A 22,753-nucleotide genomic window follows, 5' to 3' on the forward strand; every position below is an offset into this window, starting at 1 on the left:
GGCCGCATGGCCCGCGTATCTGTTATCTGTTATTAGCTGCTTCGCAGACAAGTTTTTCAAACAGTGCCAACATAGTTGATGATTTTTCCGCCAACATCTCCGGGTGCCACTGAACCCCCAGTACAAAATGTTCATTTTGAAGCTCGATTGCCTCGATAACGCTGTCTGTTGAAATTGCAGTTGCCATAAATCCCGGGGCAAGCGTTTTGACGGCCTGATGATGATAACTGTTTACACGTATTGCTGACTGACCCAAAATGGTGGTTAAGACTGATTTCGGTTCAATGGAGACTGTATGCCACAAAGCTTCTCTTTGAGTCGTGCTTTGAAAATGCTTGATGGTGCAGTCTGGTATTTGGGATACATCTTGGTATAAGGTTCCCCCATAAGCTACATTGATGATTTGTATGCCCCGGCAAATTCCCAAGACCGGTTTTTTCAATTCAGCGGCCTCTTTTACTATCACTAATTCGTATTCATCCCGGAGAGGGTTTACTACTCCTAGTTTTTCTAATGGTTCTTCCCCGTACAATGATGGATCAATATCCGGACCGCCCGACATGACTAAGCCATCGATCGCCATAAGCTGGCTGCGTGCAATTGTCGGATCTGTAACCGATGGCAATAACAACGGTATCCCCCCGGCTTGGACTACAGACTGGATGTAGTCAGTACTGACAAAGGCTCTGATCATGCCCGGCAGTAGTGTTCCTTCAGCTAGCAGCGTGTTGCAGGTAATCCCAATAACTGGTTTACTCAAATCCTATCGCCCCCGTATGAGTAGTCTTTTGTGTGGCTAAATCGTATTCTATATCCTGGTATAATTACTGGTAATAGCAGAAAAACCCTTTTGGCACCTAAAAAATAATCCAAGCTTCTGGCATTAAACTTGCGAGTTAAATATTTTGTTGTTTTAAATCAGCCTAATAAGTTGTGGTTTAACGCGAATTAATAATTCAGTCAAGTGGCCAGATCATTCTACATAGTAATAAATGGGGTAACCAGATAGTTGAAAGAGGGTTTGCATGATGGCAGTATTAATAAAAAACGGCAGTATATATGGGCCGGAATATCTCGGAGAGCAGGATGTTTTAATTATTGGCGATAAAATTGCCAGAGTAGAAAAATCACTTGAAGCCGCAGGTGTGTCTTGCTATTTCCCTGAAGTAACAGTAATTGATGCCAGTGGGCAGATTATTGCACCTGGATTTTTGGATCAGCATGTGCATCTTACTGGCGGAGGCGGGGAGAGTGGGTTTGCTAGTCGCACTCCGGAGGTAGGGTTATCCAAGGTTATTGAGGCTGGCATAACTACAGTTGTTGGGCTGTTGGGAACTGATGGTTTTACGAGGTCTATCGAAGATTTATTCGCAAAAGCCAAAGCCTTAGAGCTGGAGGGAATTACCACGTTTATTTATACGGGCTCATATCGGTTGCCAAGTGCTACCATAACAGGTAGTGTGGCAAGAGATATCATGTTTATCGATAAAGTAATCGGTGTCAAAATAGCGGTGGCTGACCACCGGTCTTCTCATATTACGGCTGATGAGTTAACCCGATTAGCCGCCGATGCCCGGTTAGGCGGCATGTTAAGTGGTAAGCCTGGAATTGTGCATATCCACATGGGCGGTGGCTGTGACCTGTTAAATACTATTTTGCAGGTAGTGGAAAAGACCGATATCCCGGTCACCCAGTTAGTTCCTACCCATGTAACCCGTACCAGAGAGCTTTTTTTGCAAGCCCAAGAGTTCGCTAAGCTGGGTGGCCGGATTGATATCACCTCATTTGCCGAGTTAGAGCCGGACGGAAAACTTAAGCCGAGCAAAGCCTTGCTAGAGTGTATCCGGAAGTGCATTCCGCTTGAGAATATTACCATAAGCTCGGATGGAAACGGGAGTGTTCCCCGCTATGACGGTCTGGGAAATATTGTTGGCATAGGCGTGGGCAGATTGGACGCTTCGCTGGTGGTATTTAAAAATTTAGTTAAAGCAGAGGGGGTGGATATTGGCACCGCTTTACAGTTCTTTACCTCAAATGTGGCAAAAGTACTGAAGGTTTATCCGAATAAAGGCTGTATACAGATGGGGAGTGATGCAGATCTGGTTATTATGGACCAAGACTTAACGCTTAACATGGTTTTTGCTAAAGGGAAAAAGATGATGGAATCTGGGACGGTGCTGGTAAAAGGTACTTTTGAGGTGTAAATATGTGCCCCAATATGATTAGATGAGTTAATGACAATAGGACAACCTGTTATCTTTGGCTTATTGATAATTGGTTGTCCTATTAGCTGCATCAGTATTGCCAATATATCAGAACTTGGTAATGTAATTATGTTCTATGTCCATGGTCATAGAACATAATCTTGTCGAAGGGTACCCTATAGAGAGAAAATGGTTGTTTCAAGATCAGAATCTGCCTTTCTGTCCACGTACAGTGGCAGGTAAAGTGAGCATATGCTTTTCAAATCTTTTGTAAAAAGAATCTGGCTTGGTTGGCACAGATTTTGCAAATAGTTAATATGGTTGGTAAACAGTGAGGGTATGGTTAGATAACAAAACCTGGCTATACCACAATTGACCTTGATTAAATTAATATCATTCTCCCTGTTATACCGAACGAGAGCAAGGGAGCTCTCGAGATAATCGAGGGCTCTTTTTATTTATTGATAACAGGATAGGCTGAAGGAGGAATGCGGAAACGACGACCTGTATACATAGTAAGTCATAGTACATAAGGAGGTTAAATGAAATGAAGATGTCAAAAGTATTTCGTCTGCTATTTATAGGTATGGTAGCTCTCAGTGTGCTGTTGGCTGGTTGCTCAAAGTCTAATCAAGCCACCAGCGGCGATAAAAAGCCGAATGAACTGGTTGTGGGGCAGGATGCCAATCCGACAACCATGGACCCGCATGATACCCAAGACACCCTGGCTTATGGGATTCAAAAGACCATGTACGAAGGTCTGCTTGGCTTTGACAAAGACATGCAGGTTATACCGGTATTGGCTGAGGCTATGCCGGAACTGGCCAAGGATGCCAAAAGCCTTACCTTCAAACTGAAAAAGGGGATCAAATTCCAAGACGGCACCGATTTTAATGCCGATGCCGTCAAAGCAAATATTGACCGCTTAAAAGATCCTGCCAACAAACTGAAGCGGGCCTCTTTATATGCAGCGATTGATCATGTGGAAATTGTTGATCCATATACCGTTAAGATTGTCCTCAATAAACCGTTTGCCCCGATCGTTCAGGCTTTCGCTCATCCCGCAGGTCTGATGATTTCTCCGAAAGCCATCAAGGAGTATGGCAAGGACCTGAACCGTCATCCGGTCGGCACCGGTCCGTTCCAGTTCGTCGAATGGAAAGACGGGCAATATGTAGTAGTCAAAAAGTTTGACGGTTACTGGGATAAGGCCAATGCCGCCAAAGTTGAGAAAATTACCTTCAAGCCTGTGCCTGAAACTGCTTCCCGGATAGCTATGCTGAAGACCGGGGAAGCGCAGTTTATCTACCCGCTGCCACCTGAGCAAACTGAGAGTGTAAAAGGTGACAGCAATGTTGTTGTTGACAAGGCCCAGTCTACGATCATACGTTATGTTGTTTTTAATGTAAACCAAAAGCCTTTTGACGACAAGCGCGTCCGTCAGGCTTTGAATTATGCTGTGGATAAAGACGCACTGAACAAAGTAGTATACAGAGGTTTCGCGTCAGCCCCTGAATCGGCGATTGCACCCAAGGTATGGGGCTTCCAAAAACAGCAGATGTATGCTTATGATGTAGAAAAAGCCAAAAAACTGCTGGCAGAAGCCGGCTTACCCAATGGTTTTGAGATTACCCTCTGGACACCTAATGATACTATCAGGGCCAAGATTGCCGAGTTTGTTCAGCAGCAATGGCAAATCATTGGCGTAAAGGCAACAATTCAGCAAATGGAATTTGTTACGTTGACTAACCAACTGTCATTAAAGCCGGAAGAAAGCAAATTGCAGGCAGCAGTTAGCGGCTGGTCACCGTCAACCGGTGAAGCTGACTGGGGTATTCGCCCGCTGCTGTCCAAAAATATGTTCCCGACTGCCGGTTTTAATTCTGGTTTTTATGTCAATGACCAACTGGACAAATACGTTGTAACCGGCCTGGAATCAGGGGATGAGAAAGAACGCTTAAACGCCTATGCTGAGGCCCAGAAAGTAATTGTTGAAGATGCCCCCTGGGTGTTCCTGACTGTGCCTGACAATTTAGTAGGGAAACGCAAGAACCTTTCCGGCGTTTATGTGCTTCCGGATGCCACACAAGATGTTGTGCATGCTGAGTTCAAATAATCCGGCTGGTCCAAGGGATGCCTTGGGCCAGTTTCTCTTATACACCTTATAGCAAGGAGGAACGGTCAGTGCTGATCTATATTGCCCGGCGTTTAGCCGCGATGGCCCCAATTTTGTTGGTCGTATCGGTGGTCATTTTTTTGTTTTTGCATATGATTCCGGGGGACCCGGCGCGGATTGTCGCCGGCCCTGAAGCATCAGCACAAGATGTTGAGAATACCCGGGCCGTACTTGGTCTGGATCGTCCCATATACGAGCAATTCTGGCAGTTTTTATCAGGGGCGGTGCAGGGTGATTTGGGTCGTTCCTTCCGGACGCGCGAGCCTGTCATGGATATGATTGCCGACCGGATCATGCCGACGTTGGAACTTAGTTTTATCAGTATGGTTTGGGCTATTGCAGCCGGTATGCTGTTCGGGGTGGTTGCAGCCACCAATCGGGGGAAATGGCAAGATCAGTTCACTATGTTTGCTGCGACTACCGGTATTTCCATGCCCTCCTTTTGGCTGGGTCTGATGCTGATTGAACTATTTGCCGTGCAGCTGGGATGGCTGCCGTCAGGAGGGAATGATTCTATGGAACATTACATCCTGCCTGCTATTACATTAGGGTCTCAGGTGGCTGCTATTATTGCCCGCTTTACGCGTTCCAGCCTGCTGGAAACATTAGGCGAAGATTATGTGCGCACTGCCAGAGCTAAAGGTGCGAAAGAACTGCGCGTTGTGTGGTTGCACGCTTTGCGGAACGCGCTCTTGCCTGTGGTCACGATGACCGGCTTACAGTTTGGTTTTTTACTTGGCGGCTCGGTGGTGGTGGAAGCAGTGTTTTCATGGCCGGGGATGGGAAATATGCTAATTACGTCAGTCAGCATGCGGGACTATCCGGTCATACAAGCCGAGATGCTGTTATTTGCCATCCAATTCATGGTGATCAATCTGTTGGTGGATGTGCTCTATGCTGTCTTAAATCCGCAGATCCGGCTAGATATATAGGACATTAAGGAATGGCTGTTTCCCGGGATTAGCCAACGCTCCACCGCTGGCGCTTGACTTTTGCTTTTGGCGAATCCCTGGCGCTAAATTTTTTAATGCACTATATAATTAAAGAGGAAAGAGAGGGGAACTCATGACGCAATCTGTTACATCTGTGAGTACTGCTCAGGATGCGCTTACTCCGGTGCCGGCCGATTCACCCATCCAGCAATTCATTCGCCGTTTTTCCCGCCAGAAGCTGGCCATTGCCGCTTTTTTTGTTCTTGCAGTGCTATTCCTAGTGAGCATCACTGGGCCGGTAATTTCTCCTTATGATCCAATCAAGCCGGATTATAATGCATTATTACAGCCATCATCAGCTCAGCATTTACTGGGTACGGACGAATTTGGCAGAGATATATTGAGCCGGATTATCCATGGGACGCGCATTTCTATAACCGTAAGCTTAAGTTCGGTTTTTTTAGGATCGCTGATTGGTACTTTCTTTGGCCTTACCGCCGGTTACTATGGCGGAAGATACGATTCATTGGTTATGCGCACTTGTGATGTGATGTTTGCGTTTCCCGGTATCCTGCAGGCTATTGCCATTATCGCCATCTTGGGACCGGGACTGCATAATGTAGTAGTGGCGGTGGCTATTTACACCATTCCGCAGTTTGTCCGCATCATTCGCGGCAGTACGCTGGCTCTTAAAAATATGATGTATATCGAAGCCGCAAGAGCGGTAGGTATTCCTGACAGGCAGATTATTTGGAAACATATTTTCCCGGGAACCTTTTCTGTTGCTTTGGTATATTTCACCATGCGGATTGGTTCGGCTATTCTGATTGCGGCGTCGTTGTCCTTTCTGGGGCTAGGCGCTCAGCCGCCGATGCCAGAGTGGGGTGCTATGCTGAGTTCAGGCAGAGATTATCTGATGTCAGCGTCCCATGTGGCGCTTTACCCGGGCCTGGCGATATTGATTACCTGCCTGGCATTTAACTTGTTCGGAGATGGTCTGCGCGATGCCTTAGACCGTAAGATTGTAGACTGAGGGGGGAAAAGATGACGACGAAAGCCAAACTACTGGAAATAGATGATCTTAAAATTGCATTTCGTGGCCAAGATTCGACTGTAACAGCTGTAAGCGGAGTCTCTTTTCACCTTAATGAGGGCGAAACTCTTGGTATTGTGGGAGAGTCGGGCTGTGGCAAGTCAGTCACAGCGCTTGCGATTATGCGGCTGCTTCCTCAGGCAACAGCCGGCATTGACGGCATGATTAAATTTGGTGGCCGGGATTTGCTGTTGCTGCCAGCGAATGAGATGCATGATATTCGCGGCAACCGGATTTCTATGGTGTTTCAGGAACCTATGACTTCACTTAATCCGGTGTACACTGTTGGTAAGCAGATTGACGAAGCTATCTTACTGCACCGTCAAGTAAGCGGTAAAGAGGCGCGGGCTCTTACGCTGGAAATGTTAAAAAAGGTAGGTATCCCCCGGGCCGAGGCGGTGGCTAAAGACTACCCCCATCAATTATCGGGGGGGATGAGGCAGCGGGTCATGATTGCCATGGCGCTGGCCTGCCGTCCCCAACTCTTGCTTGCAGACGAGCCTACTACGGCACTGGATGTCACTATCCAAGCCCAGATTCTGGACTTGATGCGCCAGATGCGCGCGGAAACAGGCGCATCAATCATTATGATAACCCATGACCTGGGAGTGGTAGCTGAGATGTGCGAGCGGGTACTGGTTATGTACGCCGGCCAAATTGTCGAGGAGGCCGATGTAGTCAGCTTGTTTAAAGACCCCAGGCATCCGTACACAATTGGACTGATGCAATCTATACCGCGGCCGAATAAGAAGATAGCGCGTCTGGTTCCGATTCCCGGCCAGGTCCCGCCACTGTCCAATATGCCGCCAGGCTGCCGGTTTGCTCCCCGTTGCCTGCATGCTATGGAGCAATGTCAGTTCGACAATCCTGAGCTGCTGACGGTAGCCGACAGCCATACCTGTCGCTGCTGGCTGTACGGGAAAGGAGGAGAACACGGTGGCACAGGAACCATTGCTGGAAGTTAAGAATCTCAAGAAATATTTCGAAATTCGCGGTGGCCTATTGAAACAGGTAACCGGGTATGTAAAAGCTGTAGATGATATATCTTTTACAGTACGCTGCGGTGAAACGCTCGGAATTGTTGGCGAATCAGGGTGCGGCAAGTCTACGGCCGGCCGGACCATCCTGCGTCTGATAGAGCCCACCTCAGGTAAGGTTTACTTCGATGGAGTCGATTTGGCTAAACTTAGCCGGGAAGAAATGCGGCGAAAGCGCAAAGATATTCAGATGGTTTTTCAAGACCCATACGCATCGTTAAATCCGCGGCTGACAGTGGCCGACATTATCGGCGAAGCCCTGCCGGCCCATGGTGTGACTGACAGGCAGGAAATCAACCGCAGGGTGAACGAAACACTGGAACTGTGTGGACTGACAGCCGAACAAGGCCGCCGCTATCCGCATGAGTTCTCGGGCGGGCAGCGGCAACGGGTGGGTATCGCCCGTTCGCTCATCCTGCGGCCCAAACTAATCATTGCCGACGAACCGGTTTCGGCGTTAGATGTATCGATCCAAGCGCAAATTATTAACTTATTGCAGGATTTACAGGAGCAGTTGGGGCTGACATACCTGTTCATATCCCACGACTTGTCTGTCATTCGTCACATCAGCAGCCGGGTTGGCGTTATGTACTTAGGCCGGTTGGTGGAAATTGGGGCTGCCGAGGACTTGTACGAAACCCCCCGGCACCCGTATACACAGGCGCTGCTGTCAGCCATACCGCTGGCAGATCCTCTTGCAAAACGGGAGCGGGTCGTTTTGCAGGGTGATGTGCCGTCACCGGCAAATCCGCCGCAAGGGTGCGCGTTTTCGCCACGCTGCCCCAAAGTCATGGATGTATGTAAGGTGAACAGGCCGGAAATGGTACAAATGTCAGGCAGTTATCAAGTGGCTTGTCATCTGTATCATAACTGATCCACCCCTGAAGTTCCGGAAAATGCAATGGGCGGCTCAAGTGAGTCGCCTATTGCTGTATTAGGTTAAGCGTTTTTTGGGAAAACAAGGATTTTAACTACACTACGTACAATGATACATATAAAAGTATTACATGTAAAAGGCGGGACATCTAGTTAATGGAGAGAAATACAATAACCTTTATTACACTACATGACCAGACTCTCCAAGCCAATATCAACAAATGTTATGAGCTTGGTATGTCAGATGATTTTAATATTGAAGGGCGTACAATTAGTCAGCTTGCCTATCTTCCGATAGATGCCGGCTCTTTAATTGTAGCATCCAGTGATGTCATCATTCCTGCCATCAAGCCCTATATTCCGCCAGACGCAAAGATAATTATAGCCCAGCGAACCATCAATTATTCCAATATCCGCGCTGTGCTGGAAATCCCACGCGGGATGAAAGTATTACTTGTCAATGATGGTAAGGAGCGCGCGCTTGAGACGATAGCTCTGTTAAAAGAGTCAGGAATAGATCTGGACTTTTACCCCTTTTATCCTGGAGAGACGACTTATCCTCCGGAAATCAGTATTGCAGTTACTCCCGGGGAAGCTAGGTTTGTACCACATACCATTGCCAAGGTGATCGATATTGGTTCCCGTGTCCTTGATTTTGCAACATGGATTGAAATATATGCCCACTTCAAATATGGAATCTTGGATTTGCGCAGGTTGACATCGCGTTATGTTCATTCTGTTGTCTACATTACCAAAGAATTAAGTGATGAGATTCAAAAAGCCAATCTGCTGCGAAACCATCTTGAAGCCATTGTTGATCAAATTGAAGATGGGGTACTTGCCATTGATGAAGAGGATACCATTCGTATTACAAATCAGAAAGCCTTGGGAATTTTGCATCTACAAGGCCGAAATATCATAGGTCAAAAAGCAGCTAAATGTATACAAACTCAGTTTTTCCAGATTATCTGCCAATTGCCTTATGAAAAAGAAGAGGTAATAAACTGGGAAAACCAAACCTTTTTCTTTCGAAAAACTCATATTCTGATCGAGGGGCGGAACTACGGCTATCTAATTCTTTTCCGCAGAGCATCGGAAATCAATAAGTTAGAACATGATTACCGCAGAAAGCAGACCAGCAAGGGCCTTTTTGCCAAATATACCTTTAATGACCTTGCCGGAATCAGCGGATCATTCAAGAAAATGTCCACCATCGCCAGAAAGATGGCGAAGAGCAATTCAACAGTCTTGCTTTTGGGCGAAACGGGAACAGGGAAAGAGTTATTGGCGCAGGCTATCCATAATGCGTCATCCCGTAGATGGGAGCCGTTTGTCGGGGTTAATTTTGCCGCTATATCAGAATCGCTGCTTGAAAGTGAATTATTCGGCTATGAAGAAGGCTCTTTTACAGGGGCGAAAAAAGGCGGTCATATTGGGTTGTTTGAACAGGCTCATAAGGGCACGATTTTTTTGGATGAGATTGGCGATGCTTCGGCAGTTATTCAAAATAGATTATTAAGGGTACTGCAGGAACGGGAAATCATGAAAGTAGGCGGTAATCGTGTTATTCCGGTAGATATCCGCGTTATTGCCGCGACAAACCGGAATCTGGAAGAAATGGTACAGGCCGGATTGTTCCGGGCAGATTTGTATTATCGCCTGCATGTTCTCCCGATCTATATACCGGCGCTGCGTGAGCGCAAAGAAGATATCCCTTTGTTGGTCCAGGAATTTATTAAACAAATTTGCAATGAGCTTAAACGGCCGGTTTTCCGGTGTTCGCAGGAAAGCCTGGATGACATGCTGGGTTATCACTGGCCAGGGAATATCAGAGAGCTTGAGAACATCATCCATTACCTGGCTCATGTTGTTGAAGATGTGGTCTTGTCAGAACATCTGATATTTAAGAGATCAATCAGTAGTTGCCAGGAGGTTGCTGCACATGTAGACCATGAGCTGGAGACTGTCTATCAGGCTTATGTAAGTAAAGGTTTTATCCAAGAGGTAGCAGTTATTCTGCAAACGATACAACAAGCCCGGTCTGCAGTTGGCAGAAATTATGTGATCAGTCAAATGCAGGCGGGGGGCTGGGACATAACTGAGCAACAGCTCCGTTACCGGATGCAACTGTTAAAGAATGATAAATTGCTCGAAGTCGGACGCGGGCGGCAAGGCAGCTTTGTCACCCCCAAAGGTATAGATTTTATGAAATACATCCAATGAACCGACGGCCGTCTGCTGTTATGAGTGAGTATATATTAAAATTAAGATTGTTTTTTGATTGGAGGCAGCTTATATGTTAGATGAAAGAGTAAAGATATTGGCCGGCAACCTTATTAACTACTCGGTGCGTCTGCAAAAAGGAGAAAAATTACTGATTGAGGTCTTTGATGGCGGGCATGATCTTGCCAGGGCATTAGTGGCTGCAGCATACCAGGCAGGCGGTAAACCCTTTGTCACAGTTAAGAGTGCTGCTTTGCAGCGGGCGCTGCTGCTGGAGGGAGAGGAGGCCCAAATCAACCTGATTGCCGGTTGGGAGGCCGATCGTATGCAGAACATGGACGCCTACATTGCTGTCAGGGCCTATGACAACGTGAGTGAATTGTCTGATCTGCCGCCCGAAAAGGCGCAACTGTACCAACAGCTATGGTGGAAGGCAGTGCATACCGATGTCCGCATTGCTAAAACCAAATGGTGTGTGCTGCGTTATCCCGGGCCGTCTATGGCTCAGATGGCCGGGATGAGTACTGAGGCGTTTACCGATTTTTATTTTAAAGTTAGCAATCTGGACTACGCCAGACTGGCTGCGGCCGAACAACCGCTGGTGAAACTTGTAGAACAGACAGATAGGGTGTGCATCACCGGTCCCGGTACAGACCTTCATTTTTCCATAAAAGGGATACCGGTAATGAAATCCTGCGGCCTGAGGAATATTCCAGACGGTGAAGTATTTACCGCTCCGGTCAAAGATTCAGTTAACGGCATTATAACGTATAACTGCCCAACAATCTGTCAGGGAACGGCTTTCGATAATGTCCGCCTCCGGTTCGAAACCGGCAAAATAGTGGAGGCTAGCGCCAATAATACCGAAAAATTGAACCAGATTCTCGATACTGATGCAGGCGCCCGCTATATTGGCGAGTTTGCGCTGGGGTTAAATCCGTACATTCACCATCCCATGCGCGATATCTTGTTTGATGAGAAGATCTGCGGCAGCTTCCACCTTACCCCCGGTAACGCCTACGACACGGCGTTTAATGGCAACAGGTCGGCTATTCACTGGGATATGGTCTCGATTCAGACTCCGGCTTATGGCGGCGGTGAAATTTGGTTTGATGACAAACTTGTTCGCAAGGATGGGAGGTTTGTGCTGCCTGAGCTGGTAGAGCTCAATCCGGAAGAATGGGTATAACAAGACATACTGAAAAACTGACCTGCTGTTGTGGTAACAGTAGTCAGTTTTTCAGCATGGGATTTCGTGCAGGGATAGTCGACCGGCTTGTCCAATGCCAGGGTAGTAAGTATATCAGCTAATCTCCAGGCAGGATAAAGTCTTGCTGAGGGGGAATGAATAAAGCTATGTTAAATTGAACACTTTGGAGTTGATATTTTGATATTTTTGTTGTTTTTGCTCTTGCTTTTTCCTCACCCGGCTTGGGGGCAGGACATGCCGATAGAGTTGAAGACACTGTCCAATATAGATTTATCGATTAGGGGAGAGCCTTTGGCTACCCAAGAGCAATGTATAAATTATTTGCGTAAAAAAGGCCGTATGCCATTACTAACAGTATCTGTTGAACAACTTGTAAGTTATTTTTATCAAGAAAGCCGTTTAGAGGGAATCAGGCCTGACGTTGCATTCGCTCAGGCAATCCATGAGACCGGGCATTTCCGCTATGGCGGTGATGTTGTGCCGCTACAGAATAATTATTGTGGGCTGGGCACAACCGGTGGTGGGGTAAAGGGTGCTTGGTTTCCTAACGCCCAAGTTGGCGTTAGAGCTCAGGTACAGCACCTTCTGGCGTATACTTCGACTAAGCCTCCCGAGCTGGAAATCGTTGACCCACGGTATGAGCTTGTCAAACGTACTGCAAAATTTGGACAAGCGCGTACCTGGACTGAACTGAACGGCAAATGGGCTGTCCCGGGAACAACGTATGGTCAGAAGATATTGCGGATTCACCAGAAGATATTGAACGGTGATTAGTTAGCAGCGCAAGTTAGTGATCATCTGAATTGCTGGAGAATCTTTTTTGTGCCCAACAATCTATCGCTTTCACCTGATTTTTGCCGATGGTGAGCCCATATACAATTAAAAGCACAATTGCGAGTGTGAATAAATCAACCTCTTTGGTTGTGATAAAGTTAATTACACCTAACAGTACTTGCGGAATTACACCGGTAAGAACCAGCGCTAGCGATGCTAGGCGGAACCATATCTGGGATCTCATTTTGTATCTGGCGTAGAACATGGAGAGGGTTGCCACCCAGGCAAGAAATTCGAAAACTAATAGGATTATCCATTTATATTCTACGATAAAGTTAAACAATAGAGTCACTCCTTGCTCTGATAATTTGCCATTTACCTAGATAATCCTAAGATTACCTTAAATCACTTTAAATCGCAAATATGCTCTAGTGTAATAGAAGTTGAAGCGGTTATCTGTTCTATCAGTCTTCTCTTTCAGGATCTTTAGTGGAATAAATAATAAATAAAATCAGACTCAAGAGAACCGTCCCCGTGAGTCACCTGGGGTCAAAGCGCCTTTCTGCGATGTGGAAACGGCGCTTTTCATTTTGAGTAGCAGCGAAAATCATTAAAAAGGTATTAAGCTGTTCTAGGTATTGCTTTTCTTGCATAAGGTAGTTATATCTGCTATCTGGGCTACTTTCAAGGAGGGACATATGGGGAATAAAGAATGGATTGCCATGGTGCTGGCTGGGGGGCAAGGGACTCGGCTGGGGGCATTGACTAAAGATTCGGCCAAGCCTGCTGTACCGTTTGGCGGTCAATACCGCATTATTGATTTTACTTTGAGTAATTGCCACAATTCTGGTATTGATACAGTGGGTATAATGACCCAGTATGAGCCACTGACACTCCATGCCTATGTTGGAATTGGCAGCGCCTGGGATCTTGACCGGCGTGATGGTGGGGTGTATATTCTGCCGCCATACGCCCGGGAGAGTGGCGGCGATTGGTACACTGGAACGGCTGATGCTGTCTTTCAAAACATGGAGTTCATTGATCATTACGATCCTTGTTATGTGGTTGTGTTGTCCGGTGATCATGTGTATAAGATGGATTATGCCGCGATGCTTGACTATCATAAGGTATGTCAGGCTGATGTTACAATTGGTGTTATTGAGGTACCCTGGAATGAGGTCAACCGGTTTGGAATTGTGGAAACAGCGGCTAGCGGGCGAATCACCGAGTTTACTGAGAAGCCTCGACAGCCTAAGAGCAATCAGGCATCAATGGGTGTGTATATTTTCTCCTGGAAAGTGTTAAAACAATATCTGTTGTATGATGACGCCAACAAAGAATCAACGCATGATTTCGGTAAAGATATAATTCCGGGTATGTTAGCCGCTAGGCAGCGTGTGTATGCCTATCGGTTTAGTGGTTATTGGAAGGATGTTGGTACTGTAGATAGCTACTGGGAGGCCAATATGGACCTATTAGGTGATGAGCCTAAAATCGTATTAACTGGTGACGAGTGGCCTGTTTATTCGCCAAGTTTAAGCCTGCCACCCCACTATCAGGGAACGGAGGCCCGTACACGCTGCTCGTTAATTGCTGAAGGCTCGATTATTATGGGGGAAGTAGAAAATTCAGTGATTTTCCCCGGGGTCTATATTGGGCCTGGAGCCCGGGTTAAAGATACTGTTGTAATGCCTCAGGCCCGGATTGAAAGCGGTGTGGTAGTCAGTGGGGCAATAGTTACCCCTAATACCGTAGTTAGTCAGGAAGTCTTAGGCAGTGAGCTGAACGGGATTATTGAGGTGGCTGCAAGCCGGCAGTCAGAAGCCGGCGAAGCCCAGAAACAGGTAAGTTTAGCTGGTTAAATTTTATCTATACAGGAAAATCACCATTACTTAACAGGAATTTTCCAGGCCGATAGCGAACGTTACAGTACAATATTGCCATCATTTTACAATTATCGAATAAAGGATGGAATTTTATGAGTAAGGCTTGGACTAGTGATCAAGAGCTATATTTGTTCCATGAAGGGAGCAATTACCGCAGTTATACTATGCTCGGGGCACATGTGACCAGCGATGCTGGCCTGTCAGGTGTACGGTTTGCCGTATGGGCGCCCAATGCGCAGTCTGTAGGGATTATTGGTGATTTTAATAATTGGGATGGCAATAGCCATCCCATGGAAAGAATCAGCACTTGTGGCGTTTGGGGGTTGTTTGTTCCCGGACTAGAGGGCGGTGCTATCTATAAATATCAGATTGTAACCTCCTGGGGTGAGACGCTGCATAAATCCGATCCTTTTGCCTTTGCCGCTGAACTCAGACCAAAGACGGCATCAAAAGTAGTCTGTATGGACGGCTATGTCTGGCAGGATGACAAGTGGCGCGAAGCGAAGGCCAAGCAGTCTGCTTTTGAGCAGCCTATAAATATTTATGAGGTTGATTTAGGCTCCTGGAAACTAGGGAGTGATAAACAGCGGTTGTCTTACCGGGAGCTGGCGCCTGACTTAGCCGGATATGCGGCAAGAATGGGTTACACCCACATTGAGCTTTTACCAGTGGCCGAGCATCCCTTTGATGGCTCCTGGGGCTATCAGGCCACCGGCTATTACGCTGCGACCAGCCGCTACGGCTCGCCTGAGGATTTTATGTATTTTGTTGATTACTGCCACCAACAGGGAATTGGCGTAATTTTAGACTGGGTGCCTGGCCATTTCTGTAAAGATGCTCATGGTCTGGCCAGTTTTGATGGTACTCCTTTGTACGAATATGCTGATTCCGGCCGCAGCGAGAATCGTGGCTGGGGTACGCTTAACTTTGATCTTGGCCGGCCTGAAGTCATAAGTTTCCTTATTTCCAATGCAGCATTTTGGATGGATGTTTATCATATTGACGGTCTCAGAATTGACGCTGTCGCCAATATATTATACCTGAATTATGGACGGGAAGAGGGCGATTGGTCACCTAATTGTCATGGTGGAACCGAGAATATTGAGGGTATCAATTTCCTGCGGCGGTTAAATGAAGCCATCTTCGCCACTTATCCGCAAGCCTTGATGGTTGCCGAGGATTCGACCGCATGGCCGCTGGTCACTCAGCCTACCTCTGTCGGCGGACTGGGTTTTAACTTTAAATGGAATATGGGCTGGATGAATGATATGCTCCGTTATATGGAGCTTGAACCTGTTCATCGTCAGCATCACCATAAGCTAGTAACCTTTTCCTTTATGTATGCCTTTTCGGAAAACTTTGTTTTGCCTCTATCTCATGATGAGGTAGTACATGGTAAACGGTCATTATTAAATAAGATGCCTGGGGATTATTGGCAAAAGTTCGCTAATCTCCGTGCATTCTATGCCTATATGATGGCTCATCCTGGCAAGAAGCTGCTGTTTATGGGTGGCGAGTTTGGCCAGTTCATTGAGTGGAAATATCAGGACAGTTTGGATTGGCACTTGTTAGATTATGACATGCACGCTAAGCTCCATGGCTATGTAAGGGATCTTAACCATTTTTATCTGGATAATCAGGCCATGTGGCAGAATGACCACGATTGGAATGGGTTTTCGTGGATTGACTGTGAGGACTACCGGCAGAGTGTGCTTGTTTTTAAACGGCAGGGTCAGCAGGCCAATGATTTTATCATTGTGGTGTTAAATTTTACCCCGGTTGTCCGGCCCGGGTATAGGATCGGTGTGCCGGAAGCCGATCATTACCTGGAGGTATTTAATAGTGATAGTCCGGCTTTTGGCGGCTCCGGTCAGGGAAACCCCGGTGAACTGAAGCCGGAGAATGATCCGTGGCAGCAGCAGCCGAATACGCTTGTGATTACACTGCCACCTTTGGCGGCAGTGTATTTGAAACCCGTAGTTTTACCCGCAAAACTCATAGCAGAAAGTTAAACACCAATGACTATAGGGAGAGTGGAACACTTTGCGCAACAAAGAATGTGTAGCCATGATTTTAGCTGGTGGCCAGGGCAGTAGACTGGGGGTGCTGACCAAGAAACTCGCCAAGCCTGCAGTTCCATTTGGCGGCAAATACCGAATTATTGATTTTCCTCTAAGTAATTGTTATAACTCAGGGATTGATACCGTTGGTGTGCTGACCCAGTATCAGCCGTTAGCTCTCCATTCCTATATTGGCATTGGCAGTGCCTGGGATCTTGACCGGAGGCACGGTGGTGTTTACGTACTGCCGCCCTATGTCCGGGAAAAAGGTGGTGAATGGTACAAAGGCACAGCTGATGCCATTTACCAGAATATTAATTTTATTGAAATGTTTGATCCGGCTTTTGTGCTAGTACTGTCTGGTGATCATATTTATAAAATGGATTATTCGCTGATGATTGATTATCACAAAAGCAAACAGGCTGATGCTACCATTGCTGTTATTGAAGTTCCGTGGGAGGAAGCCAGCCGTTTCGGCATTATGAATACAACCGATGATGACCGGATTGAGGAGTTTGAGGAAAAACCCCAAAAACCTAAAAACAACCTGGCTTCGATGGGTGTATATGTATTTAGCTGGCCGGCACTGCGAGCCTATCTGACAGCAGATTCAATTGACGCCCAATCCAGCCATGACTTTGGTAAAAATGTCATTCCCCAAATGCTGGCCGGCAATGAGGGCTTATATGCCTACCGGTTTAATGGATACTGGAAAGATGTAGGTACGGTAGAGAGCTATTGGGAGGCTAATATGGATCTTCTGGGCGACGAGCCGTCGCTTGATTTGTATGACTCCACCTGGCGGATCTATTCAGTAAACCCTGCACAGCCGCCACACTTTGTGGCAGATACAGCGAAGGTTGTCTGCTCGATGATTACCGAAGGCTGCCAGGTATTGGGTGAGGTGGAAAACTCGGTGTTATTCCCGGGGGTAACTATTGGGGAAGGTGCCAAAGTCAAAGATTCCATCATTATGCCATATGCAGTTATTGGTGCAAATAGTATTATTACTAAAGCTATTATAGGCCGGAAATCGGTTGTTGAAGCCGGTGCTCAACTTGGGGCTGAAGCTACCACTGGGGAGGAAGTCAGCCGCTGGTTTTCCGGGATTACCTTAATTGGCGATAACCTGACTATTAACAGCGAAACCAGGATCAGGCGCAATACCCTGCTTGCTCGTACATAAAATTTTACAGCACACCAATACGGGGAGGAAGTTTATTGAAGAATATTATGGGTCTTATCAATTTGCACGAAAGCGATGACTTGCTCCGGGAGATCGCCAGATACCGGCCTTTGGCCGCAATTCCTTTTGCCGGTCGTTATCGCCTGGTTGATTTTATTTTATCTAACCTAATTAATTCCGGTATTACCAATGTGGGCATCTTAGCAGCCGGTAATTCCCGTTCGCTGATGGACCATATCCGCTCAGGCAAAGAGTGGGATCTGGCCCGGAAAAAAGATGGACTATTTATCTTGCCTTCATTGCAGATTGGTAATGTGCAGGGGGCATTTCCTAACGACTTAGCTGACTTTTTTAATAATCTTGACTATATTAAATGCAGCCGTCAGCGGTATGTTTTGCTGGCAGGCAGCCGAATGATCTGTAATATTAACTTTGAAAGGGTATATCGGTTCCATATTGAGAAAAAAGCCGATATTACTGTATTGTATAAGGACTACAGCGGCAGTGAGGCCGGGCGGCTGACCAATGCAACTATGTTGGAAACCGATGAGGACAGCCGGGTCAGGGATATGGAGATATGCCCGGTTAACCCTCGCAGTAAGAAAATGTCGATGGAGATGTACCTTATCGACCGTCAACTTCTGGTTGATTTAATTGATGCCAGTATGTCCCGGGGCGGGACTAACGTAGCTCGTGATTGTTTAATCAAAAATTTAGCGACACTCAAGCTGTATGGCTATCCATTTAGCGGATATTTAGCCCGTATCAACTCGGTGCAGAGCTATTTTGAACATAGTAGGGAACTGCTAAACCCGGAGGTGTGGCGGGAACTCTTCTTTGCTAATGGCTCAATCTATACGAAGGTAAAAGATGAAGCCCCGGCTAAGTATCAGCAGGATGCAGTTGTACAACGGTCCTTGGTAGCTAATGGGTCTGTTATTGCCGGGAAAGTCGAAAACAGTATTCTGTTTCGTGGTGTTAAGATACATAAAGGTGCCCGGGTTATTAATAGTATTATCATGCAAAAAGGGGAGATTGGCCCAGGGGCAGTGCTGGAAAATGTTATTTGTGATAAAGATGTAAAGATCACGTCAGGCAAAAAGCTCAAGGGTGAGCTAAATCACCCGATTGTAATCGAAAAAGGGACAGTGGTTTAATATGCTGAAAGTATTGTTTGTAGCTTCGGAAGCAGCGCCGTTTGCCAAAACAGGCGGCTTGGGCGATGTGGTTGGGTCACTACCAAAAGAACTTAAAAAGCAGGGGATTGACGTCCGGGTTATCTTGCCTAAATATAGCTGTATTCCTTCAGGATTCTCTAAAAAAATGACTAAAATAGCGACGCTCACAGTTCCTGTCGGCTGGCGCTACCAGTATTGCGGGCTGTATGAGCTTGAACATCAGGGACTTACCTGGTATTTTGTCGATAATGAGTACTACTTTAAACGTGATAATCTTTATGGTTATTACGATGAGGCCGAGCGATTTGCCTACTTTTGCCGGGCTGTGCTCAAGGCGCTGCCGCAATTAAGCTTTATGCCTGACATTATTCATTGTCATGACTGGCAGACAGGACCGCTGCCTGCCATGCTGGGACAGCAGTATCTTATGCGGAACGAGTATACCGGAATTAAGACAATGTTTACTATCCATAACCTGATGTATCAGGGAATCTTTCCCGGCGATATTCTAGGCGATCTCTTAGGGCTTCCGCCCAGTGTATTTACTGAAAATGGTCTGGAATTCTACGGCCAGGTAAATTTCCTTAAAGGTGGCCTGGCTTTTAGTGATTGCATTACAACTGTCAGTAAGTCTTATGTCCAGGAAATCCAGCAGCCATACTTTGGTGAAAAGCTTAATGGATTTTTAGCCAAGCGCCAGGCTGACCTGCACGGTATAGTGAATGGTATTGACTATGAAGTTTACAATCCGGTAGAAGACCCTGAGATTTACACGAACTATACCTGGCGGGGTACGGCCAAACGCCTTGAAAACAAGCTCAAACTACAAGCTGAGCTGGGGCTGCCTGCTACCAAGCAGACGCCGCTGATCGGTATTGTTTCCCGTCTGGTCAACTCCAAGGGCCTCGATCTTATTGCCCATATTATGGAGGAGCTCTTAAACCTGGATGTCCAGTTAGTTGTGCTGGGAACAGGTGAGGCGCGCTTTCAGCAGCTGTTTACCGATGCGGCCCGCCGTCATCCGCAGAAGGTATCAGCTAATATTACCTTCTCTGAGCATTTGGCCCATAAAATATACGCCGGTTCTGATCTTTTTCTCATGCCGTCCCGGTTTGAGCCCTGTGGAATTGGCCAACTGATTGCACTTAGATATGGTAGTATTCCCATTGTTCGCCAGGTCGGTGGTCTGAAAGATACGATAACACAATTTAATCCCGAAGCTGGTGCCGGTAATGGATTCTCTTTTACTAATTACAATGCGCATGAGATGCTTAGTGTGATTGAGGCGGCCGTGGAGTTGTACAAAGACCGGACACAGTGGGCTAAGTTAATCAAGAATGCGATGCTCTCTGATAACAGTTGGCAGCGTTCTGCCTCAGAATACCGGGAACTCTACGAGAAGTTAACAGTTAAATAAATACCTGATCAAGGGGACTGTTTTTGGTAGTGCCTATAGCGGGTGAGGGGGATGGTTATGTTTAAATCTAGAGAAGAATTTAAAGAAGCCTTTATTGATAAGCTGCAGACCCTGTTTGGACAAAGCCTGGATGAATCTTCAATAACTGATAAATATGTGGCTTTCAGTACCCTGATCAGGGAGATCATCAGCAAGCGCTGGTATCAGTCCAACACGCAGTACCGCACAACCAAAGAAAAGCAGGTTTATTATTTTTCAATGGAATTTTTGTTGGGACGGCTTTTAGGCAGCAATCTTTTTAACCTGGGGCTGACTGAACTATGCGAGCAAGGCCTTAAGGAGCTGGGTATTAACCTCAATGAGCTTGAGGCCGTGGAGCATGATGCCGGTCTGGGGAATGGCGGACTTGGCCGGTTGGCTGCCTGCTTCCTGGATTCAATGGCCTCATTGCAACTGCCAGGGCACGGCTGCGGTATTCGCTATCGTCACGGGATGTTTGAGCAAAAAATTGTCAATGGTTATCAGATTGAGTTGCCTGACAACTGGCTCAAGGATGGTTATGTCTGGGAGATGCGTAAGGCAGACCGGGCGGTTACTGTAAAATTTGGCGGTCAGGTCCGGCTGGAGGAACAAGGCGGGCGGCTTATGGCCATTCATGAAAACTATGAACCGGTGTTGGCTGTTCCCTATGATGTTCCGGTTGTCGGTGCTAACTGTGATACTGTAAATACGCTCAGGTTATGGAGTGCAGAGACCAATCATTTTGATTTGTCGTCGTTTAGCAAAGGTGACTTTCTAAAAGCAGTTGAGCAGAAATATTCTCTGGAAGCGACTTCACAAATTCTTTACCCTGATGATAATTACCCGGAAGGCAAAGCACTCCGGCTTAAGCAGCAGTATTTCTTTGTATCGGCCGGCTTGCAGAGTATTGTCCGGCGGTATAAACGGACCCATGGTGCGACCCCTGCCGACTTAGCCAAAATCCATGAAAAAATTGCGATACATATTAATGACACCCATCCGGCGTTAGCTGTTCCTGAGCTGATGCGGATTTTGATGGACGAAGAGGGCCTTGGTTGGGATGAAGCCTGGAACACTACCAGCCGGACTATCTCCTACACAAATCATACCATCTTGCCTGAGGCTCTGGAAAAGTGGCCGGTTGATTTGGTGCAGGCGTTACTGCCACGTATGTACATGATTATCCAGGAAATTAATGAACGGTTCTGTGCTAAACTCTGGGAAAAATACCCCAATCAGTGGGAGCGTATCCAGGCTATGGCCATCATTGGTGATTGCTATGTCCGGATGGCCAATCTGGCGGTTGTTGGCAGTCATAGCGTCAACGGTGTAGCCAAAGTGCACAGTGAGATATTGAAAAAAGAGGTTATGGCCAATTTCCACCAATTTTACCCGCACCGGTTTAATAGCAAGACCAATGGTGTAACCCACCGGCGTTGGCTGGCTAAAGCCAACCCTAACCTGGCAGCTTTGATTACCGAAACAATTGGTTCTGGTTGGCTGGCCCATCCCAATGAGCTTGCTAACCTTCACCGTTATGCGCAGGATGCCGCATTCCAAGCCAGTATTAAGGCAGTCAAGCAGGCTAATAAAGAAAAGCTGGCTGCCTATATTAAGGGGAAAATGGGTATTGCGGTGGATGTTAATTCGATCTTTGATGTACAGGTAAAGCGCATTCACGCCTATAAACGCCAGACGTTGAACGCTCTGCACATCCTGGATTTATATAATCGCCTTAAGGCTGACCCTACTATTGATATTGAGCCACGTACCTTTATCTTTGGGGGCAAATCAGCTACTGGCTATTATCTGGCTAAACGTATTATCAAATTTATTAACACACTGGCTCAGGTAATTAACAATGACCCGGCTATCGGTGGCAAGATCAAAGTAATTTTTCTGGAAAACTACAGTGTTTCGCTGGCTGAGCTGATTATGCCGGCTGCTGATGTCAGTGAGCAGATATCAACAGCCAGTCGTGAGGCGTCAGGTACCGGCAATATGAAATTTATGATGAACGGGGCTATCACTATTGGTACCCTGGACGGAGCAAATATTGAGATCCGGGATGAGGTTGGGGACGATAATATTGTTATCTTCGGTCTGACGGCCGACGAAGTGCTTAGCTATTACAAGCATGGTGGGTATAATGCGCTGGACATATATCAGGGCAATCCACGGCTACGAACGGCCATTGATCAGCTGATGAACGGCTTTTTCCCTGTTAGCCCGGATGAGTTTGACAGTATTCACCATTCGCTGCTGCGTACTAATGATGAGTATTTTGTCCTCAAAGACTTTGCCGGCTATGCAGCTGCACAGGAAAGAGTAACAGGTCTGTATCGCGACCAAAAACGATGGCAGGCTATGGCTGTCAACAATATTGCATTCTCCGGAAGATTTGCCAGTGACCGTACGGTAGCCGAATATGCCATAGGTATTTGGGGGATTAAGCCGGTAGTTATTCGGGAAAGTTAATA

The 22,753-nt window shown here is 46.8% G+C and carries 17 protein-coding genes; 15 read left to right on the forward strand and 2 right to left on the reverse strand.

Annotated elements, in window-relative coordinates; all coding sequences use genetic code 11:
- Nucleotides 1-22: 22 nt before the first annotated feature.
- On the reverse strand, nt 23-760 hold the full coding sequence (locus VN379_RS06440) for a gamma-glutamyl-gamma-aminobutyrate hydrolase family protein (protein ID WP_325531997.1): 738 nt from the start codon (nt 758-760) through the stop codon (nt 23-25).
- A 265-nt stretch (nt 761-1,025) separates the two neighbouring features.
- Here VN379_RS06440 and iadA point away from each other — a divergent pair, with 265 nt between their 5' ends.
- The 9 genes from iadA (at nt 1,026) to VN379_RS06485 (ending at nt 12,525) form a co-directional block, all read left to right on the forward strand.
- Nucleotides 1,026-2,204 carry a beta-aspartyl-peptidase gene (iadA, locus tag VN379_RS06445; RefSeq protein WP_325531999.1) on the forward strand — a complete coding sequence of 393 codons (1,179 nt, stop codon included), beginning with the start codon at nt 1,026-1,028 and terminating at the stop codon, nt 2,202-2,204.
- A 547-nt stretch (nt 2,205-2,751) separates the two neighbouring features.
- Nucleotides 2,752-4,320 (forward strand): glutathione ABC transporter substrate-binding protein, encoded by a 1,569-nt coding sequence (locus VN379_RS06450; protein WP_325532001.1) that lies wholly within the window; start codon nt 2,752-2,754, stop codon nt 4,318-4,320.
- Between the two features lie 68 nt (nt 4,321-4,388).
- Nucleotides 4,389-5,312, forward strand: a complete 924-nt coding sequence (gene nikB, locus VN379_RS06455; RefSeq protein ID WP_325532003.1) for a nickel ABC transporter permease — start codon at nt 4,389-4,391, stop codon at nt 5,310-5,312.
- A gap of 133 nt (nt 5,313-5,445) precedes the next feature.
- Nucleotides 5,446-6,345: an ABC transporter permease gene (locus VN379_RS06460; RefSeq protein WP_325532005.1), complete on the forward strand. Its 900-nt coding sequence runs from the start codon at nt 5,446-5,448 to the stop codon at nt 6,343-6,345.
- A gap of 11 nt (nt 6,346-6,356) precedes the next feature.
- Nucleotides 6,357-7,370 (forward strand): ABC transporter ATP-binding protein, encoded by a 1,014-nt coding sequence (locus tag VN379_RS06465; RefSeq protein WP_325532007.1) that lies wholly within the window; start codon nt 6,357-6,359, stop codon nt 7,368-7,370.
- Nucleotides 7,342-8,316, forward strand: a complete 975-nt coding sequence (locus VN379_RS06470; protein WP_325532009.1) for a dipeptide ABC transporter ATP-binding protein — start codon at nt 7,342-7,344, stop codon at nt 8,314-8,316. Before VN379_RS06465 ends, VN379_RS06470 begins: the two co-directional genes overlap by 29 nt.
- Before the next feature lie 158 nt (nt 8,317-8,474).
- The gene (locus VN379_RS06475) at nt 8,475-10,541 is read left to right on the forward strand and encodes a sigma 54-interacting transcriptional regulator (protein WP_325532012.1); all 2,067 of its coding nucleotides are present in this window, start codon (nt 8,475-8,477) and stop codon (nt 10,539-10,541) included.
- Nucleotides 10,542-10,614: 73 nt separating this feature from the next.
- On the forward strand, nt 10,615-11,730 hold the full coding sequence (locus VN379_RS06480; RefSeq protein WP_325532014.1) for an aminopeptidase: 1,116 nt from the start codon (nt 10,615-10,617) through the stop codon (nt 11,728-11,730).
- A 255-nt stretch (nt 11,731-11,985) separates the two neighbouring features.
- Nucleotides 11,986-12,525, forward strand: a complete 540-nt coding sequence (locus VN379_RS06485) for a glucosaminidase domain-containing protein (protein ID WP_325532016.1) — start codon at nt 11,986-11,988, stop codon at nt 12,523-12,525.
- A 13-nt stretch (nt 12,526-12,538) separates the two neighbouring features.
- On the opposite strand, the gene VN379_RS06490 is transcribed toward VN379_RS06485, so the two are convergent.
- Entirely contained in the window at nt 12,539-12,868 is a 330-nt protein-coding gene (locus tag VN379_RS06490) for a hypothetical protein (protein WP_325532018.1), read from the reverse strand.
- Between the two features lie 355 nt (nt 12,869-13,223).
- Here VN379_RS06490 and VN379_RS06495 point away from each other — a divergent pair, with 355 nt between their 5' ends.
- The 6 genes from VN379_RS06495 to VN379_RS06520 all read left to right on the forward strand — a co-directional run bounded on the left by VN379_RS06495 (nt 13,224) and on the right by VN379_RS06520 (nt 22,751).
- Complete coding sequence (locus tag VN379_RS06495; RefSeq protein WP_325532020.1) at nt 13,224-14,387, forward strand: glucose-1-phosphate adenylyltransferase; 1,164 nt, start codon at nt 13,224-13,226, stop codon at nt 14,385-14,387.
- Between the two features lie 116 nt (nt 14,388-14,503).
- Nucleotides 14,504-16,423, forward strand: coding sequence for a 1,4-alpha-glucan branching protein GlgB (gene glgB, locus VN379_RS06500; RefSeq protein ID WP_325532022.1), 1,920 nt, complete (start codon nt 14,504-14,506; stop codon nt 16,421-16,423).
- A 31-nt stretch (nt 16,424-16,454) separates the two neighbouring features.
- Nucleotides 16,455-17,657 (forward strand): glucose-1-phosphate adenylyltransferase, encoded by a 1,203-nt coding sequence (locus VN379_RS06505; RefSeq protein WP_325532024.1) that lies wholly within the window; start codon nt 16,455-16,457, stop codon nt 17,655-17,657.
- Between the two features lie 35 nt (nt 17,658-17,692).
- Complete coding sequence (glgD, locus tag VN379_RS06510) at nt 17,693-18,814, forward strand: glucose-1-phosphate adenylyltransferase subunit GlgD (RefSeq protein ID WP_325532026.1); 1,122 nt, start codon at nt 17,693-17,695, stop codon at nt 18,812-18,814.
- A 1-nt stretch (nt 18,815) separates the two neighbouring features.
- A complete protein-coding gene (gene glgA, locus VN379_RS06515) occupies nt 18,816-20,252 on the forward strand; it encodes a glycogen synthase GlgA (RefSeq protein ID WP_325532028.1) in 1,437 nt (478 codons plus the stop codon).
- 57 nt (nt 20,253-20,309) lie between these two features.
- Nucleotides 20,310-22,751 (forward strand): glycogen/starch/alpha-glucan phosphorylase, encoded by a 2,442-nt coding sequence (locus VN379_RS06520; RefSeq protein WP_325532030.1) that lies wholly within the window; start codon nt 20,310-20,312, stop codon nt 22,749-22,751.
- Nucleotides 22,752-22,753: the final 2 nt, after the last annotated feature.

The organism is Sporomusa sp., from assembly GCF_035561255.1.
In the GTDB taxonomy this organism is placed as follows: Bacteria; Bacillota; Negativicutes; order Sporomusales; family Sporomusaceae; genus Sporomusa.